Source organism: Paenarthrobacter sp. E2MeOHC11, from assembly GCF_058744955.1.
The window spans coordinates 1,105,464-1,122,332 of record NZ_CP196673.1 but is presented as its reverse complement, the minus strand read 5'-3'; the positions used below and the strand labels follow the sequence as shown (position 1 = coordinate 1,122,332).

At 63.8% G+C, this 16,869-nt stretch carries 16 protein-coding genes; 7 read left to right on the top strand and 9 right to left on the bottom strand.

The genetic code is table 11. From position 1 onward, the window contains the following. Positions 1-168: 168 nt before the first annotated feature. The 3 genes from ACSSVG_RS05140 (at position 169) to ACSSVG_RS05130 (ending at position 3,518) form a co-directional block, all read left to right on the top strand. Positions 169-372 carry a cold-shock protein gene (locus tag ACSSVG_RS05140; protein ID WP_011773737.1) on the top strand — a complete coding sequence of 68 codons (204 nt, stop codon included), beginning with the start codon at positions 169-171 and terminating at the stop codon, positions 370-372. Positions 373-687: 315 nt separating this feature from the next. Further along, positions 688-2,313, top strand: a complete 1,626-nt coding sequence (groL, locus tag ACSSVG_RS05135; RefSeq protein WP_091465695.1) for a chaperonin GroEL — start codon at positions 688-690, stop codon at positions 2,311-2,313. Positions 2,314-2,450: 137 nt separating this feature from the next. Beyond that, on the top strand, positions 2,451-3,518 hold the full coding sequence (locus tag ACSSVG_RS05130; RefSeq protein ID WP_492417677.1) for an RNase H family protein: 1,068 nt from the start codon (positions 2,451-2,453) through the stop codon (positions 3,516-3,518). A gap of 133 nt (positions 3,519-3,651) precedes the next feature. Here ACSSVG_RS05130 and ACSSVG_RS05125 read toward each other — a convergent pair whose 3' ends face one another. The 4 genes from ACSSVG_RS05125 to ACSSVG_RS05110 all read right to left on the bottom strand — a co-directional run bounded on the left by ACSSVG_RS05125 (position 3,652) and on the right by ACSSVG_RS05110 (position 7,030). Beyond that, on the bottom strand, positions 3,652-3,942 hold the full coding sequence (locus ACSSVG_RS05125) for a WXG100 family type VII secretion target (protein WP_231339618.1): 291 nt from the start codon (positions 3,940-3,942) through the stop codon (positions 3,652-3,654). A 171-nt stretch (positions 3,943-4,113) separates the two neighbouring features. Next, complete coding sequence (locus tag ACSSVG_RS05120) at positions 4,114-5,580, bottom strand: sensor histidine kinase (protein ID WP_492417675.1); 1,467 nt, start codon at positions 5,578-5,580, stop codon at positions 4,114-4,116. 2 nt (positions 5,581-5,582) lie between these two features. Beyond that, complete coding sequence (locus ACSSVG_RS05115) at positions 5,583-6,293, bottom strand: response regulator transcription factor (protein WP_026543233.1); 711 nt, start codon at positions 6,291-6,293, stop codon at positions 5,583-5,585. A gap of 101 nt (positions 6,294-6,394) precedes the next feature. Next, the gene (locus ACSSVG_RS05110; RefSeq protein ID WP_492417673.1) at positions 6,395-7,030 is read right to left on the bottom strand and encodes a LysE/ArgO family amino acid transporter; all 636 of its coding nucleotides are present in this window, start codon (positions 7,028-7,030) and stop codon (positions 6,395-6,397) included. Positions 7,031-7,098: 68 nt separating this feature from the next. Here ACSSVG_RS05110 and ACSSVG_RS05105 point away from each other — a divergent pair, with 68 nt between their 5' ends. Then, positions 7,099-8,022: a LysR family transcriptional regulator ArgP gene (locus ACSSVG_RS05105; protein ID WP_492417671.1), complete on the top strand. Its 924-nt coding sequence runs from the start codon at positions 7,099-7,101 to the stop codon at positions 8,020-8,022. A gap of 69 nt (positions 8,023-8,091) precedes the next feature. Beyond that, the gene (locus ACSSVG_RS05100) at positions 8,092-8,316 is read left to right on the top strand and encodes a hypothetical protein (RefSeq protein WP_231339614.1); all 225 of its coding nucleotides are present in this window, start codon (positions 8,092-8,094) and stop codon (positions 8,314-8,316) included. Between the two features lie 22 nt (positions 8,317-8,338). On the opposite strand, the gene ACSSVG_RS05095 is transcribed toward ACSSVG_RS05100, so the two are convergent. From ACSSVG_RS05095 to ACSSVG_RS05075, 5 genes are all read right to left on the bottom strand, one after another. Next, the gene (locus tag ACSSVG_RS05095; RefSeq protein ID WP_492417668.1) at positions 8,339-10,420 is read right to left on the bottom strand and encodes a multicopper oxidase family protein; all 2,082 of its coding nucleotides are present in this window, start codon (positions 10,418-10,420) and stop codon (positions 8,339-8,341) included. A 12-nt stretch (positions 10,421-10,432) separates the two neighbouring features. Continuing rightward, positions 10,433-10,906: a hypothetical protein gene (locus tag ACSSVG_RS05090; protein WP_231339612.1), complete on the bottom strand. Its 474-nt coding sequence runs from the start codon at positions 10,904-10,906 to the stop codon at positions 10,433-10,435. Between the two features lie 200 nt (positions 10,907-11,106). After that, positions 11,107-12,765 (bottom strand): DNA repair helicase XPB, encoded by a 1,659-nt coding sequence (locus ACSSVG_RS05085; RefSeq protein ID WP_159703474.1) that lies wholly within the window; start codon positions 12,763-12,765, stop codon positions 11,107-11,109. 55 nt (positions 12,766-12,820) lie between these two features. Further along, the gene (locus tag ACSSVG_RS05080; RefSeq protein ID WP_492417666.1) at positions 12,821-15,283 is read right to left on the bottom strand and encodes a helicase-associated domain-containing protein; all 2,463 of its coding nucleotides are present in this window, start codon (positions 15,281-15,283) and stop codon (positions 12,821-12,823) included. Between the two features lie 53 nt (positions 15,284-15,336). Continuing rightward, on the bottom strand, positions 15,337-15,552 hold the full coding sequence (locus tag ACSSVG_RS05075; RefSeq protein WP_231339609.1) for a hypothetical protein: 216 nt from the start codon (positions 15,550-15,552) through the stop codon (positions 15,337-15,339). A 238-nt stretch (positions 15,553-15,790) separates the two neighbouring features. Between ACSSVG_RS05075 and ACSSVG_RS05070 the strand changes: the two genes are divergently transcribed. Then, entirely contained in the window at positions 15,791-16,174 is a 384-nt protein-coding gene (locus ACSSVG_RS05070; protein WP_011773749.1) for a cold-shock protein, read from the top strand. Between the two features lie 8 nt (positions 16,175-16,182). Continuing rightward, the gene (locus ACSSVG_RS05065) at positions 16,183-16,797 is read left to right on the top strand and encodes a DUF3027 domain-containing protein (protein ID WP_231339608.1); all 615 of its coding nucleotides are present in this window, start codon (positions 16,183-16,185) and stop codon (positions 16,795-16,797) included. Positions 16,798-16,869 lie beyond the last annotated feature (72 nt).

Sequence of the window (16,869 nt, the reverse complement as noted above, 5' to 3'; positions counted from 1 at the left end):
ACTGGCCCGGATGGGCTCCGAATGCCCAAACTCGGTTAAGCCTCAATAACAAAAGTCACCCCCGCGCCTTGCATGGGAGCGCGGGGATAGTGACTGTGGTTACAGTGGATTAATTCCGGTACGGAGATCCCGGCAACCGGTCTTGGCTACTGCGAAAGTGTGGGCATCATGGCATTGGGAACCGTCAAATGGTTCAACGCCGAAAAAGGCTACGGCTTCATCACTGTGGATGAATCCGGCGACGACGTCTTTGTACACTGGTCCGCTATCCAGATGGATGGCTTCCGCGCCCTCGAAGAGGGCCAGCGGGTTGAGTTTGAACTGGGTGAGGGACAGAAAGGCCCGCAGGCCGAAGGTGTCCGCGTCGCTTAGCTCCCACGGCACGCCACCGTCAGCCCTTGGCTGAAACCCCCTGTGTATGTAGAGCAAAGTGGCGTCCCTGCTTGCACTCTCCCCGGTCGAGTGCTAATTATTGATTTAGCACTCCTATGGTTCGACTGCTAAGTCCGGCCCGGGTAACCCCGGTGGTGGACGGCGAATGGACCACTGGAGGATCAAGAAACACCTTGGTGGGGTGAGGTTCGGAGCGCGGGGCATACATAGGCCGCAAGCGAAGAACCGTCCGTCGCGGGCACCCCATCTGACAGGTACCTTCTTAACGACTGTCCCGAAAGGACTACCGCCGTTATGGCCAAGATCATTGCATTTGATGAAGAGGCACGCCGCGGCCTCGAGCGGGGCCTGAACATCCTCGCAGACGCCGTCAAGGTCACCCTCGGCCCGCGTGGACGCAACGTCGTCCTCGAAAAGAAGTGGGGCGCCCCCACGATCACCAACGATGGTGTTTCCATCGCCAAGGAGATCGAGCTGGACGACCCTTACGAGAAGATCGGTGCAGAACTGGTCAAGGAAGTTGCCAAGAAGACGGATGACGTCGCTGGCGACGGTACTACCACTGCAACCGTCCTCGCCCAGGCACTGGTGAAGGAAGGCCTCCGCAACGTAGCTGCCGGCGCCGACCCGCTGTCCCTCAAGCGCGGCATCGAGAAGGCCGTCGAGGCAGTCATCAGCGAACTGCTGGCCTCCGCCAAGGAAATCGAAACCAAGGAAGAGATCGCAGCCACGGCTTCCATCTCCGCCGGTGACCCGGAAATCGGCAGCCTGATCGCCGAAGCCCTGGACAAGGTGGGCAAGGAAGGCGTTATCACGGTCGAGGAGTCCAACACCTTCGGCCTGGAGCTCGAGCTCACCGAGGGTATGCGCTTCGACAAGGGCTACATCTCCGCTTACTTCGTCACCGACGCAGAGCGCCAGGAAACGGTCCTCGAAGACCCGTACATCCTGATCGTCAACTCCAAGATCTCCAACGTGAAGGAACTCGTCACGGTTCTGGAGAAGGTCATGCAGTCGAACAAGCCGCTGCTGATCATCGCCGAAGACATCGAGGGCGAGGCCCTGGCCACCCTGATCGTCAACAAGATCCGTGGCACCTTCAAGTCCGTTGCCGTCAAGGCTCCGGGCTTCGGTGACCGCCGCAAGGCCCAGCTCGCCGACATCGCCATCCTCACCGGTGGCCAGGTCATCTCCGAAGAAGTTGGCCTCAAGCTCGAGAACGCTGGCCTTGAACTCCTCGGCACCGCCCGCAAGGTTGTTGTCACCAAGGACGAGACCACCATCGTTGAAGGTGCCGGCGACGCCGAGCAGATCGCAGGCCGTGTGGCCCAGATCCGCGCCGAGATCGAAAACTCCGACTCCGACTACGACCGCGAGAAGCTGCAGGAACGCCTGGCCAAGCTGGCCGGCGGCGTTGCAGTCATCAAGGCCGGTGCCGCAACCGAAGTTGAGCTCAAGGAACGCAAGCACCGCATTGAGGACGCAGTCCGCAACGCCAAGGCTGCTGTTGAAGAAGGCATCGTCGCCGGTGGTGGCGTTGCCCTCATCCAGGCTGGTGCCAAGGCATTCGCCAACCTGAACCTGCAGGGCGACGAAGCAACCGGCGCCAACATCGTCAAGGTTGCCATCGACGCTCCGCTGAAGCAGATCGCCTTCAACGCCGGCCTCGAGCCGGGCGTTGTGGTGGACAAGGTTCGCGGCCTGCCTTCCGGCCACGGCCTGAACGCTGCCACGGGCGTCTACGAAGACCTTCTGGCTGCCGGCGTCAACGACCCCGTAAAGGTCACCCGCTCGGCTCTCCAGAACGCTGCTTCCATCGCTGGTCTCTTCCTGACCACCGAGGCCGTAGTTGCCGACAAGCCTGAGAAGAACGCTCCGGCTGCCGGCGGCGACGACATGGGCGGCATGGGCGGCTTCTAAGCCTCCTTGCTGTAGCGATACAGCGCCCAGCATCACGCTTTAGAGCAAACGACGGCGGTCCTCACCTTTTGGTGGGGGCCGCCGTTTTTGCTGCCTATCACGGTTTCAGTGTCGGTGGGGTCTGGCAGGATTAACGCATGACGATTATTGCTGCCGCTGACGGGTCCGCCCTCGGCAATCCTGGGCCGGCCGGTTGGGCCTGGTACGTTGATGACTCCTGTTGGCGCGCAGGAGGCTGGCCGCACGGCACCAACAACCAGGGTGAACTCATGGCCGTCCTGGACCTGTTCCGGTCCACGGCGCACGTGCCGGAGGAAGAACTGCTGATTCTTTGCGACAGCCAGTACGTCATCAACTGCGTCACCAAGTGGATGCCGGGATGGAAGCGCAAAGGCTGGCGCAAGGCCGACGGCAAACCCGTGTTGAACGTGGACCTGCTCAAAGACATCGATCAGGCGATCGTTGGCCGCAAATACACGTTCGAATGGGTGAAAGGGCACGCCGGGCATGACCTCAACGAGGCCGCTGATGAGCGTGCACGCGCCGTAGCCACGGCCTACCAGCAGGGTGTGGCGCACCGGGCCGGGCCCGGGTTCCCTGGCGCGCTGGGGCAGGGCCACGGGCAAGTAGAGACCCCCGCGCAGGCCAAGACGCAGACAGCAACTCAGGCAGGGACTCAGCCCCGTGCGTCAGAGCCCGTTCCCGCGGGTGCGGCTGCCTCCTCTACGGGCAGCGCAGCGAAAGCTTCCCCCAAGTTTGAACGCAGCCCCCGGCCCCATTTCGAGCCGACCCTCTTTGGGGAGTCCGGAATCTTTGGCCAGCCCGACCTTTTCAGTGAACTCGAAGGAGCTTCGGCCCAGGAGCTCTCCGCTGAAGACACTGTTCTCGCCTTGGAACGGGAGTTGCTCCGGCCGGACGTTCGGGCTGACATCGGCCGGATTGGCGTGCTGCTCCACCCGGATTTCGCGGAGATAGGCAGCTCGGGCCGTTTTTGGACCCGGGACGCCATGATGATGGCGCTGGAAGAGGACCCGGGTGAACCCACGGAGCTCGAACTTCTCAGCGCCGACCGTCTGAGCGAAAATACCATCCTGCTGAACTACCGCAGCCTCGCCCATACGGGGTCCGCCCTTCGCAGTTCTGTCTGGATGCTGGACCGCGGTCAGTGGCGGCTCCGCTTCCACCAGGGGACTGTGGAGAACTAAGCACTGTGGAGAACTAAGGACTGCGGAGAACTAAGGACTGCGGAGAACCAAGGACTCTGGATGAATGACCTGCAGGGCCGGGATGCACAGGGGGAAGACAACCGGCCCCGCAGGAGCTCAATGGGCGGGAAGCCTAGTATGTGAAGCGTTGGGTGTTGCCCTGTTCCACTTCCGAATAGCTTGTGGCGGCTGAAGACAGTGCCATGGTGATGGATGCGAGCGAGGCTTCGACCTTGCTCTGAGTGAGGGACCATTCCACGACGAGGGACTGAAAGTTGGTGGCTGCGGACCCCCGCCACGTGGTCTGGAGTTCCTCCAAGCCACGGGTCATGGCCAACACATCGGAACTGATGCGGTCAACGGTTCCTTTGACATTGGCCGATTTGAGCTGAAGCAACTCGGTATCGACGGAGATGACGCTCATGGGTATTGCCTTTCGACGAAGATGTTCCGCAGGCTGCGGCGGGATGCGTGGGCCACAACATCGAGCCTAGGCAGGGCACAGCAACCGCGAAACACAGCTTCGCCGCTATGTGGACAACACCGCTATGTGGAAATACTGCCCGTAGGGCAGCAGCGTCGGCCGGTGGCAGAGCTACTGGGAAACCAGCTCCGCGGGCTCTTCACGGAACGGAAGGCTGACCACCAACGTGGCGCCGCCGCCGTCGGTCTCCGTAACCCGCACGGTACCGCTGTGCGAGCCCACAATCGCCGCAACAATGGCAAGGCCGAGTCCGCTGCCACCGGTTTCCCGGGTCCGCGAAGTATCCGCGCGGTAGAACCGTTCGAAGATCTTGTTGGTTTCCGTCTCCGGAATTCCGGGCCCGTGATCGCGGATCTCCACGACCGACACTGAGCCGGTGGGGGTGGTCCGGACACCCACAGCGAGTTCTATCGGGCTACCTTCCGGCGTGTACCTGAGGGCATTGCCCACCAGGTTGCCGATAACCTGCCGAAGTTTGGCTTCGTCGCCGTGGACGGGAGCCGCGGAAGGGGAGTCGCCGTCGAGCCCTGTAAGGGTGATGCTCCGGTCTCCGGAGGAGGCCTTGGTGTCCACCATGGCATCGTGGGCCAGGAGTTGCAGGTCCACCGGCTTGAGCTGAAGTGGTCGCTGCTCGTCCAGACGGGCCAGCATCAACAGGTCCTCCACCATGGAGCCCATGCGCTTGGCTTCGCTTTCGATCCTGCCCATCGCCATCGCCACATCCTCCTGCGAGGTCAGGGCGCCGTGCCTGTAGAGCTCAGAGAAGCCGCGGATGGTCACCAAGGGCGTACGCAGTTCATGGGAAGCATCTGCTGCGAAGCGGCGCATCCGCCCCTCGGAAGCAGCGCGGGCCGCAAATGAGGCCTCAATGTGCGCGAGCATGGCGTTCAGGGAGCCGCCGAGCCGTCCGACTTCGGTATGCGGATTGTCGATTTCCACACGCCGGGAAAGGTCACCGGCTGCGATGGCCGCGGCCGTCTTTTCCACCTTGGCCAGGGGCCGGAAGGATCGGGCCACGGTCCAAGTGGCGATGAAGAAGGCAAGCACCAGGGTCAAGAGGCCAACGCCTACCACCACCAGGACGGCATGTTCCATGACCTTGTCCACTGGCGTCAGCGGCAGTCCGATGATGACCACGCCGTTTTGTCCATCATTGGTCACCACCCCTACGGCAACTACGCGCCAGTCGGTCCCGCCTGTGCCCCTGACCTGGAACGGGGTATTGCCGCGCTGTTTCGCCTCAGCAAGGCTGATATCGGCAATCGCGGGACGGTCAGTCTGGCTGCCGCCCAATTGGTAAGGATCAAATCCGGGAACATACAGCGTGAGCGAGTAGTCCGTGGGCACGGCGGAGTCGTTGGGCGCCGTGGGGTTCGGACGGGACAGATTGTTGAAACCACCCTGCTGTTGGGCCAGGGCGACCGCTGTTTTGAGTTTGTCGTCCACCTGGCCCTGCAGGTAGCTCTTGACGAGCGTCAACGTGCCCGATCCCGTCGCCGCCAGGGCCAGCAGGAGCAGGCCCATGATGATGGCGACGAGCTGCGACCGCAGGGACGCCGATTTCCAGCGTTGCAGCAAGGTCAGCGCTTCTCTGCCGTTCGCAGCACGTAGCCCACGCCGCGCTTGGTCTGGATCAGGGCAGCGGCATCGGGGTCGATGTCCACTTTGCGGCGCAGGTAGGAAATATAGGACTCAACGATCGAGGCGTCACCGTTGAAGTCGTATTCCCAGACGTGGTCCAGGATCTGGGCCTTGGAAAGTACCCGGTTGGGGTTCAGCATGAGGTAGCGCAGGAGCTTGAATTCGGTGGGGGACAGCTCGATCACGGTTCCGCCGCGGCGGACCTCGTGGGCGTCGTCGTCGAGTTCAAGATCGTCGACGCGGATTACGGCGTCGTCATCTTCCAGCGGCTGGGTCCGGCGGAGGACGGCCCGGATTCGTGCCACTACTTCGTCGAGGCTGAAGGGTTTGGTGACATAGTCGTCGCCGCCGACGGTCAGGCCGGTGACTTTGTCCTCGGTGTCATCCTTCGCCGTGAGGAACAAGACGGGGAAGTGCTTGCCCGCGGCACGGAGGCGGCGCGTTACCGTGAAGCCGTCCATGTCAGGGAGCATGACGTCCAGGACGGCGAGGTCGGGGGCATGGAGGTCCGCTGCTGCGAGGGCTTCGCGACCATTGGACGCGGCAACGACCTCGAAACCTGCAAAACGCAGGGACGTGGAGAGCAGCTCGCGGATGTTGGGTTCGTCATCGACGACAAGGAGCTTGGCTTCGGGGCCGTTCTTTTTCATGACATCCATGATGCTCCCAGAAACTGGGAGTTCTCTGGACGCTGCATGTGAGCGCACTGCGTGGCAGGGTTGCGTCGTCCGACCTTGCCGGGAACCGCAGCTCAGGCACCCAATGCGAGGCCGGCCCCCAGCGCCACCATGGTCACGGCGATGCCGCCGTCCAGGAACCGCCACGATAACGGCCGGGCGAAGAAGCCACGGAGAAACCGGGCACCAAAGCCCAGCGAGCAAAACCACAGGATGCTGCCCAGCATCGCGCCGGCCCCAAACCACCACTGCAGCTGAGTGCCCTGGGCGCTGGCGATCGAACCCAGAAGGGCGATATCCAGGTAGACGTGCGGGTTGAGCCAGGTCAGTGCAAGGACGGTGGTGACGGCCGCTGCTAGGCCGCGTTTCGCACCGCCGTCGTGGGCTGCTCCCTCGCTGGCAGTCAGCGACTGCGGACGCAGTGCCCGCCGGGCGGCCAGCAATCCGTACGTCACCAGGAATGTGGCGCCAATGTAGCGGAGTACGACGACGGCGGCAGGGGCTGCCGTAATCAGGGCGCCGGTGCCGAGGACACCGGCAGCGATCAGCACGGCGTCGGACAATGCGCAGACGGCCACGACGGGAAGGATGTGCTCGCCACGGATGCCTTGTCGCAGCACGAACGCGTTCTGTGCGCCAATGGCGACGATGAGGGCCAGGCCTGTGGCCAGGCCGAGGCCTGCGGAGTGGAAGAAGTCGGTGTAGGTCACTCTTTGAAACTACGGTCGAAGCAAACTTTAGGCCAGCTAATGATTCTGATGCCACGTAAGATCTCCTTATGCCACAGTTTCCCTCCGAGCAATTGCTGACCTTCGCCACAGTCCTCTCCGAGGGGACGCTGGATTCGGCAGCGCGCCTGCTTCACATCACCCCCTCTGCGGTGTCGCAGCGGTTGAAGTCGCTGGAACAATCAGCGGGTCGGGTGCTGCTGCAACGCAGCAACCCTGCGCAGGCCACCGAAGCAGGCGAAGTGGTTCTCCGGCTGGCCCGCCAGGTAGCCCAACTGGAGGCCGACGCAGGCCGGGAGCTCGGGCTGGGCACTGACGGTGCGCAACGTGCCGTTCCGATCGTGGTCAACGCGGACTCGCTGGCTGTGTGGTTCCTCCAGGCGCTTGCCCACGTGCCCGGTGATCTCAACGTCACTTTCGACCTCCACCGGGACGACGAGCAGCACTCCACGTCGTTGCTGCGGTCCGGGACTGTGATGGCTGCCGTGACGGCAACCCCTGAGCCCGTGCAAGGGTGTCGCGTGGAAAGCCTGGGCGTCATGCGATACCGCGCAGTGGCAGCGCCGGGCTACCTGGAGAGGTGGTTCCCGGATTTTCCGGACGGTTTGGACCGGGCCGCACTCAACGCTGCGCCCACAGTGGATTTCGACCGCAAGGATACCTACCAGTGGGCCTTCGTGCGCTCGTGGCCCGACGCCTCGGGAGATCCTGTGCCTGAGCGGCGGGGGCCTCGGCACTACGTGCCGGCCTCGCATGATTTCGGCGACGCGATCCGGCTTGGCCTGGGGTGGGGCTTGATCCCTGAAGTCCAGTGTGGACCGGACATAGCCGACGGCAGGCTTGTTGAGCTGGCCCCGGAGAGGCCCTTCGATGTGCCGCTTTACTGGCAGCGATGGAAGACAGCTTCCAGGGTGCTGGACGTACTGAGCGATACGGTGCGTGAGGTGTCCGGCCGGTACCTCACCAAACCCTGAAAGCGGCTAAATCCGAACACGCCCAAGGATGCTTCCAATAATGTCAGTGCCCCGTTCCACACTTAAATCATGGCAAACACAGCAGCACCAGTGAGCATCCACCACCGTCAGCTCTCCGAAGACATCGAGTTTCACGTGACCTACCTGGACAGCGAAACGGGCCGGGTCCGGCGTGAGGACTTCCACGACCTCGCGGCGGCCGAGCGCTTCGCCAGTGCCCAGCTCCGCGACGAGGATTGCTGGGCCGTGGTGGACCACGTCAAGGTCCAGCACACCAGCCGGATGGTTGCCTAGGCACCAAGCACATCCGGCCACGCTACTCGGGCCGGTTGTGCGAATGGCCCCCGTGGACGAACGGCGATGACACACCCTGGTACTTCAGCAGCATCATCATTCCTTCGGCAGCATGATCCAGGTTGTGGCAGTGGTCCATCCAGATTCCGGGGTTGTCAGCGTGGAGCAGCAACTCCCACACTTCCCCTGGCAGGACATCCACGGTGTCCAGGACGAGCGGCGAGCCACTGGGCGCAACGCCGTTCCTGCTGAGCACCTGGACATGGTGGCCGTGGGGATGCATCGGATGCGGGTCGGCGGTGCGGTTCACCACCGTCACTTTCACGGTGTCCCCGAGCGCTACGTCCATGGATGGCACCAACGGGTAAGCGGCACCGTTGACTGTAAAGGCGTAGCGCGGAATGCCATTAACAAATCGGAATTGCCGGTCCAGGACAATTATCTCTTCGCGGGTGATGGCAGCGCCGTCTGAACCAGCCCTCGTCCCGACCAACGGTTTGCCATATTCCAGCAGGTCCAGCGCAGGGGTGGTGTTGAAGACTCCCGGCGGAGCTTTCCCAGGGACGTCCACCGGAGCCGCCGCCGCGCCGGCCCCGGGGGCACCCGATGGAGCAACCAGCACAACGGCGCTGGAAGCAGCATCTGAGCGTAGGGCCACGGCCTTGTCCGGCATGGTGAAAGAGATGTCCACCCGTCCACCGGCCCCGAGGCGTACCACCTTGCCGGACACGTCTTCGGGCTGATTCACCTCGGTTCCGTCCACCGCCACGGCCTTGAAGGTCGTGCCCTCCACAAGGTAGCGCTGCGGCAGGGAATCGGTATTGATGAGGCGCATCCTCACGCTTGTACCTGGCGGGGCCGGGTACACACTGCTGCGGTCTGAGGAGCCCAGCAACCCCAGACCGCTGAGGTCGTGACCGGCCACTACGATGTCCGTTTCAGCACGGGGCAACGTTGGGTCGTGCACGACGAATGTGCCGTAGAGGCCCTTGCGGACCCCCTCGGCCGAATCCTGGTGGGTGTGGTACCAGTAGGTACCCGACTGTGCTGCAGTAAAGCGATAAGTCATGGACTGCCCGGGCATCACGGCGTCCTGGGTTGCTCCGGCCACTCCGTCCATGGCATTGGGGACGTCGTACCCGTGCCAGTGCAGGGTGACACCGGCCGCCACATCGCGGTTCTTGAGTACCACCTCCATCACCTCACCCAGCTGGGCTTCCAAGGCTGGGCCGGGAAGGCTGCCAAACGTCCAAGCCTCGGTGCCCTGGCCGGACGGCAACGTCACCTGTTCCACCCGGGCCGTCAGTTCGTAGTGCCGGACCACGGCATCGGCAGGGGATTCACCCAGCAGGCTGGTTACCGGTGTCGGGTCCGCAACAGCAGCGGCCTCGCCGCCGTCGTGATGTCCGACGGCGGCCGCGATCACCGCGCCGTCGGCGGACCGGCTCCCAAGCCAGGCAAAGACTCCGGAGCCTAAAGCGGTACACGCCATGAGTCCGGCGACTGCGGCAACCGCCGTCGGACGCCTTCCTGACGGGACAGCACCGCGTCCTGTCCGGGCAGCGCGTCCGGGCGTGAACAGCGCCAGTTTGGCCAAGAGCACCGCCAACACCACCATGGACAGGAGCACCGCGATGCTCCACGGAGCCGGGAACGGGCCCAGGATGAACGTCAATGCCAGCGACGCTACGGCCGACGCCGCGGCTGCGACCATGGCCAGTATTGCCCACTCCCTGGACCGTGCCGAATCTCCCGGCTTGCCAGGTTTGAAGCCGGTGTTCCGTCTCCTCAGCAAGAACGGAACACCGGCCATCGCGGCCCAAGCCGCGGGGATGGCGGTCAGAGGCAGGTTGATGGTTGTGCGTTCGCTGGCAAACCACCAACTGCCGGCCACCAAAGCTGGAAGCAGGGCGTAACGCGCCGCCGTCAGCACGACGGCGGCACATACCAACAGCAGCGCCAGGCCGGTTACCCGGGTCGTGGCTGGATTGCGGTCGGCACTGGACGTCGTTGAGGCGACGGCCAACCAGACCGCGGTGATCCATGCGCCGGCCGCGAGGACGGCAAGCACAAGGTCCACCGCGAGCAGCTGCGAGGTGCTCACAGCTGCCGGCAGTCAGGCCGTTGTGGGCGAGGTGGAAGCATCCGAGGACGCGGCCTTGGGAGGCAGCGGCTGCGGGTTGAGGGCTGCCGCCCTGGCGCGGTTAAAGAGCCAGTAGGACATGAAAATCATCAATACGCCGACGATGGGGTGGATCGAGACAACCCATGAGCCCGCCGGTGTGATGAATTCCGGTGAGGAACCAGTCAGCATGCCGCCGATGATGAAGATGAACAATTGGAGCCACGTCAGCAGGAAAATGCCTGCCGCCAGCCAGATTGTCCGGGATCCAACCCGGGCAATGGCAGCGACGATGGCGGCCAGAAGTGCTGAATAGCGGAGGACGTACTGTCCGTTCGCCGCGTGGAAGACGCCCGCTTCACGCTGGGCTTCGATGGTGTTTTGGAAGTGGAAATATCCCGCGAAGAACAACTGTGCGAGTGCTGACAGCAGGACGATCGCGGAGAGGACCAGGAGGGCTTTGCGCATGGGGGAATCCTCTGGTGGAAATTCGCAGATTCTTCTAGGCCTTCAAACCGCCGGCTCCCTGGCTGCGGGCTTCCCCCACCGCCGACGGCTGGCCGCCAGGATGCCTGGACCAAGGGCAACCGTTAAGGGCGGAGAGCTTCACTTGGAATCGTAAATTCGCTGGAGATGAATAGCAAGGGTTTATTGCTTCCCAGCCGGCTTTACTGTTCGTGCCCCACGTCCTTGCCCACGTCCTTGGCATCCATGATCCGGTAGGCGTAGCCCTGTTCGGCCAGGAAGCGCTGGCGTTTGGCTGCGAAATCCTGGTCAAGGGTGTCGCGGGCCACCAGGGAGTAGAAGCGGGCGGCACGGCCGTCCTGCTTCGGACGCAGGAGCCGTCCCAGCCGCTGGGCCTCTTCCTGGCGTGAGCCGAAGGAGCCGGATACCTGGATGGCTACAGATGCTTCCGGAAGGTCGATGGAGAAGTTGGCCACCTTGGAGACCACCAGCGTGTGGATCTCACCCTTGCGGAAAGCATCGAAGAGCTTCTGGCGGGCTTTGACGGTGGTTTCGCCTTTGATCAGGGGAGCATCCAGGCGCTCGGCGATCTCGTCCAGCTGATCGATGTACTGGCCGATCACCAGTAACTGTTCGCCCTTGTGGACCGCAACGAGCTCTTCCACCAGCTTGGTCTTTGTTTCCGAGGTAGCGCAGAGCCGGTACTTGTCCGCGTCGTCGGCCATGGCATAGGCAACGCGTTCGTCCCGGGGCAGGTCCACACGGACTTCCACGCAGTCGGCGGGTGCGATGTAGCCCTGGGCCTCGATGTCCTTCCACGGTGCGTCGTACCGTTTGGGCCCGATCAGGCTGAAGACCTCGCCTTCGCGTCCGTCCTCCCTCACCAGGGTTGCCGTGAGGCCAAGACGACGCCGGGCTTGCAGGTCGGCGGTCATGCGGAAGATCGGGGCGGGCAGCAGGTGGACTTCGTCGTAGATGATGAGTCCCCAATCGTGGCCGTCCACGAGTTCCAAGTGGGGATACAGCCCTCCACGCTTTGTGGTGAGGACCTGATAAGTAGCGATGGTCACGGGGCGGACTTCCTTGACCGCTCCGGAGTATTCACCGATCTCGTCCTCGGTCAGGGAAGTGCGCTTGAGGAGCTCGTCCTTCCATTGCCGTGCAGAGACGGTGTTGGTGACCAGGATCAGCGTGGTGGTGGAGGACGTCGCCATCGCTGCCGCACCTACCAGCGTCTTGCCGGCACCACAGGGGAGTACGACGACGCCGCTGCCGCCGGCCCAGAAGTTCTCCGTGGCCAGCTTCTGGTAGGGACGCAGCTGCCAGCCGCTTTCGTCCAGCATGATGAGGTGTGGTTGCCCGTCAACGTAGCCGGCCAGGTCCTCCGCCGGCCAGCCCAATTTGAGGAGCAGCTGCTTCAGCTGGCCGCGCTGCGAGGAGTGCACCACCACGGTTTCGCCATCGATCCGCGGACCCAGCAGGGGAGCGATCTTCTTGGCACGGATGACTTCCTCCAGCACGGGGTAGTCATCGGTACGCATCACCAGCCCGTGTTGGGGGTCTTTCTCCAGCCGCAGACGGCCGTAGCGGGACATGGTCTCTTCAATATCGATGAGCAAGGCATGCGGAACCGGGAAGCGGGAGTACTTCAGCAAGGTGTCCAGTACCTGCTCCGCATCCAGCCCGGCAGCCCGGGCATTCCAGAGTCCCAGCGGGGTCAGCCGGTAGCTGTGCATGTGTTCGGGGGCGCGTTCCAACTCTGCGAAGGCCGCGATGGCGTGTCGTGCCTCGGTAGCGAGCTCGTGGTCGACTTCCAGCAGGATGGTCTTGTCACTTTGTACGATCAGCGGACCGTCGGTCACTGTTGAATCCTCACTGCGCTTTTTTGGAACGGCGGTCTTGGGAACGGAGCGGTTTTCATGACCGCAGTTCGCCTGCGGGCTCCACATCGATGATCCGGTGGATGGACAAAACCCGTTCGGTGTCCTTGGCGGGATCGAACACCCTGACTCGTCCACCGGATACGGATACAGGAACAACGGTTTCCGTGTTGGCATTCCCCAGGCTGTCCACCACGTTCATGGTGACCGCCTGTTTGAGCCGGATGGCCGTTTGCAGGGTCTCCAGGCCCAGCTGCGTGGACGCTTCGCCCGCCGCTTCGGACCGAACTCCGCGGTGCTGGCGAAGGACCGACAACTGTGCCTCAACGTCGTCGTCCGGGGGTGCCGTCCGTGGCGCCGTGTACACAGGGCGGGCGCTGCCGGGCACCGCTGTTGTCCGTTTGAAACGCACGACGGCGGGCTCGGCCTCTTGCACGGCGGGCGAAAGTCCCAGCTCGCGCAGAACGCGCGCCGTTTCACGGGGGCTCGCGGACGACGTCAGGACGGTGGGAGCTATGCGCACCAGGCTCAAAGCCGACGTACGGGCCTCATTCAAGAGATCGGTGATGGCCGTTTCGTCATCGCTTTGGATGAAGCTGGCACTCGTGCCGATCCGGAGGCGTCCATGCCGCGACGCCGTGTCCTGCACGAGGTACGCCAGTGGTTGCGGCACGTCCGTGGCCGAGTGCTCCCGGAGGAACGCCAACAGCGATTCCGCATCCTGTCCGGCGTCGAGCGCCCTGCGGATGGTGGTGGCAGAAAACCGGTAGATCGACGCCGGCCCCTGCCCCTCGGCGTCGGCCATCAACAGGAGCGTCTCGCTCAGCTCCGGCGCAAGGTATCCGGGTGCGACGGCTGTCAGGTCGGCCTGCAGGAGGATGTGGTTCACCGCGGCCGGCAAATGCTCGCCGAGGATGGTCAGTGCGTGTTCGGGCTGGGCCTCGGCAATGGCCGAACCCAATTGGGTCAGGGCACCGGAACCCATCAAGCCAAGGAGCGTGGCTTCCTCGAGGATGCCGCGGACCAGGGAACTGAACCGGCGGGACATTCGCGGCTGGGACCATTCAGCCCGTTGCAGGACGGCCCTGGCATCCAGGACGGGCGCTTTGCCGTCCGGTGCGGCGGCTTCTACGGTGAGTTCGTTCAGGATCTCAAGGACCCGGCGTCGGACGACAGGAGCGTCAGGCCGCTGCGCTTCCGCGGACAGCGCATTGATGGTGGTGCCGGCGGCTCCTTGATGCGCGGCCGACGACGGACCCGTGAGTGGTTGTCCCACCAGTGAAGGTGCACGCTCGCTGGCCAGCCAGGCATTGACCAGCCAGAGCCATTGCTCCTGCCGGGGAAGGTTGAGCCATTCAAGCGACGGTGGCTGCACCCACGTGGAGCTGTCTACGTCCAGGCGCAGCAGCCCGGCCATTGCGCACAGTTCAAGGATGACCGCTGTTTCATGCACGCCCATGCGGACGGATTCGGCCAGTCGCCGCAGTTCGCGCACGCCCACACCGCCGCTCCTGAGGGTGGACAGGGGCTGCTCCCGCACAGCGAACAGCAGCTCGCTGGTCAGTCGCAGGATCTCCGCTATGGCACCCATCGCAGCGTTCCGCCGCAAGGCAGCGCTGGTGTGGCCCAGCTCCGGAACGGGCGGCGAGAGCGTGAAGTCATCCACGATCGCACCCCCACGGAGGGCAAGTCCCACGCTGTGGGGCAGTTCCACGTGGCCGGCATCCAGGGGAACAAGCAGGCCGCGGGCCAACAGCCAGTCGATGGGCCCGACGTCGTGGCTTTCGTGGGTGACGGACGCCCGCCGCTGTGCTTGGGGTACTGCGCCCATGGCCCAACTGCCAAACTTGTCCAGCAGACCCACGGTCCGCTCCGGTGCCGTCGCCAGGATCGCGCGCAGGTTCTCCGGTGTGGAGGTCCAACGCTGGAGCGCGAGGGCTGCATCCATGGGAGTGCTGGCAGGGTGGATGCCAGCGCCGCTTTGCTGGAGTTCGGCCACCAATTGCACCACGCGCTGGGCAAAGGCGGGCTGCAGACGGACCAGTTCCGTATAACTCCTGCCCAAACCTGCCGGATAGATTCCGATGACGTCCTTGAGGCTGCCTACTGGAAGGTAGAAGCGCTGGCGGGACGAGGTGGCAGGCGAACCGGCCGGTGGATCGGCGCGGTGGATGAGGGCCAGCTCCTGCAGTTTGGCAAGGATGGGGTCCAGCGCCGACAGGGTGGAGCCGGCAATGACCTTCTTGAGTCCTGCTGCGGAAATGCTGTGCCCGGTATCGGCGTTGGTACACAGATGCAGTGTCTCCAAGACCTGCATTTCGGGCTTGTTCAGGCGTTCCAAGGCCCGCTGAACACTGACACGGGCACTCGCCCTCGCAGCCAAGGCGGCAAAGTCCGGCGCCATGGGGGAGATCAGGTCCGGTCGCGCAGCAAACAAGGCCCGCAGCGAATTGTCGCTGCGCGCTTCCAGTTCCTTGCTGAGCGCGCGTATAAGGGACATCAATCCAACGTTACCGCCCCGCGGCCGCTGGTGCCTGCCGGCAGCTCACCTGGTTACTGACGGCGGCGCTGGCGAACCGCGTCCAATACCAGGACCACCGCCAGCATGAAGGCCACGGGCAAGCCATAAAGGGCTGTGTAGGTGACCCAAACCGGTGCCGCACCACCGTTGTAGGCGATCGCCATGACGGCCCCGACGGCGGCCAGGGAGGCTACCGCGATCACGGCGGCGATGATCATGAGGGGGCGGCGGTAACCCTGGGAAGTCATGCCCCCAACGCTAGCAGCAGCACCGGAACAGGATGCATTACGGCTGCCTCGATGCTGTTCGGGTACGGCTGCTGTCCTCCCTGATCGCGGCAAAGCGGGAATAGCGGGCCAGGCAGGATAACCTTGAAGGAACAGACCAACACGGACCGGGCTGTCACCCTCGATCCCGCAGAACCCTGCGGATGCGGTGTTTGGCCCGACGTGTCTCCCAAAAGCAAGAACGAAGAAGGTTGATTACGTGCCTACCGGCAAGGTCAAGTGGTATGACAAGGAAAAAGGCTTCGGATTCCTCGCGGCTGAAGACGGCCAGGAAGTATTCCTGCCCAAGACGTCCCTGCCCGCGGGCGTAACGGAGCTCAAGGCCGGAACCCGCGTGGAGTTCGGCGTGGCCGATGGCCGCCGCGGCGCGCAGGCGCTGGGGCTGCGTGTCCTGGAAAAGACGCCGTCCATCGCCAAGGCCAAGCGCATGAACGCCCGGGACCTCGCGCCAATGGTGCAGGACCTGGTGACGGTACTGGACAACCTCTCGGGTTCTTTGTCGTCCGGCAAGTACCCTGACGGCAACAAGGCAAAAGCCATCAGCATGGCGCTGCGCAAGGTTGCCGACGAGCTGGAAGCCTAGGACCGGCCATGACATCGGAATCCGCACAGGATACAAAGGCCGGAAGGAACGCCGAGGCAAGCCCCGCGGCCGGTCCTGACGCTGCCCAGGCTCCTGGCAACGGGGAAGCCCCCGCGCGGAAGCCCGTTGCGGACAAGTCACGGGCCGGCTTGCCCGTGTGGCGCACCGGGAAGCCGGACGCGTTCCTTGCTGCCGCCGTCGACACTGCGCGCGAGGCCGTCGAGGGCATTGCCAATCCCGGTGAGGTCGGGCCGCACCTCGGTGCCAAATCGGAGGGCGACCGCGTTGTCACCCACCTGTTTGAGTCCAGGCTTGCCGGATATGGCGGTTGGCAGTGGTATGCCGTGGTGACCCGCAATTCACGATCCAAGATCGTGACCGTGAGCGAACTGGGCCTGCTGCCCTCAGAGGATTCCATCCTGGCCCCGGAATGGGTGCCATGGGCCAAGCGTGTCCGTCCCGAGGATGAGACGCCCTTGGTGGAGGAAACCGTGGAGGACGTCACGGAGGAGTCCGTTCAAGCGGACGAAGACGAGGCCACGGAACCGGCTGACGCGGACGCCGATTCCGACGAACCCGGCGCAGGCAGTGAAGATGACGACGACGAAACCGGTGCCGAATAAGCGTTGCGGTAATCCCGGGGTGAACGGAGCTGAAGGTGGACACTGATGTCCACCTTCAGCTGTTTAACCACT

What these genes read in the sequence shown, in the direction of transcription:
- ACSSVG_RS05140 (WP_011773737.1), top strand. Translation starts at nt 169, where the DNA reads ATGGCATTGGGAACCGTCAAATGGTTCAACGCCGAAAAAGGCTACGGC.
- groL (WP_091465695.1), top strand. Translation starts at nt 688, where the DNA reads ATGGCCAAGATCATTGCATTTGATGAAGAGGCACGCCGCGGCCTCGAG.
- ACSSVG_RS05130 (WP_492417677.1), top strand. Translation starts at nt 2,451, where the DNA reads ATGACGATTATTGCTGCCGCTGACGGGTCCGCCCTCGGCAATCCTGGG.
- ACSSVG_RS05125 (WP_231339618.1), bottom strand. Translation starts at nt 3,942, where the DNA reads ATGAGCGTCATCTCCGTCGATACCGAGTTGCTTCAGCTCAAATCGGCC.
- ACSSVG_RS05115 (WP_026543233.1), bottom strand. Translation starts at nt 6,293, where the DNA reads ATGAAAAAGAACGGCCCCGAAGCCAAGCTCCTTGTCGTCGATGACGAA.
- ACSSVG_RS05105 (WP_492417671.1), top strand. Translation starts at nt 7,099, where the DNA reads ATGCCACAGTTTCCCTCCGAGCAATTGCTGACCTTCGCCACAGTCCTC.
- ACSSVG_RS05100 (WP_231339614.1), top strand. Translation starts at nt 8,092, where the DNA reads ATGGCAAACACAGCAGCACCAGTGAGCATCCACCACCGTCAGCTCTCC.
- ACSSVG_RS05090 (WP_231339612.1), bottom strand. Translation starts at nt 10,906, where the DNA reads ATGCGCAAAGCCCTCCTGGTCCTCTCCGCGATCGTCCTGCTGTCAGCA.
- ACSSVG_RS05080 (WP_492417666.1), bottom strand. Translation starts at nt 15,283, where the DNA reads ATGTCCCTTATACGCGCGCTCAGCAAGGAACTGGAAGCGCGCAGCGAC.
- ACSSVG_RS05075 (WP_231339609.1), bottom strand. Translation starts at nt 15,552, where the DNA reads ATGACTTCCCAGGGTTACCGCCGCCCCCTCATGATCATCGCCGCCGTG.
- ACSSVG_RS05065 (WP_231339608.1), top strand. Translation starts at nt 16,183, where the DNA reads ATGACATCGGAATCCGCACAGGATACAAAGGCCGGAAGGAACGCCGAG.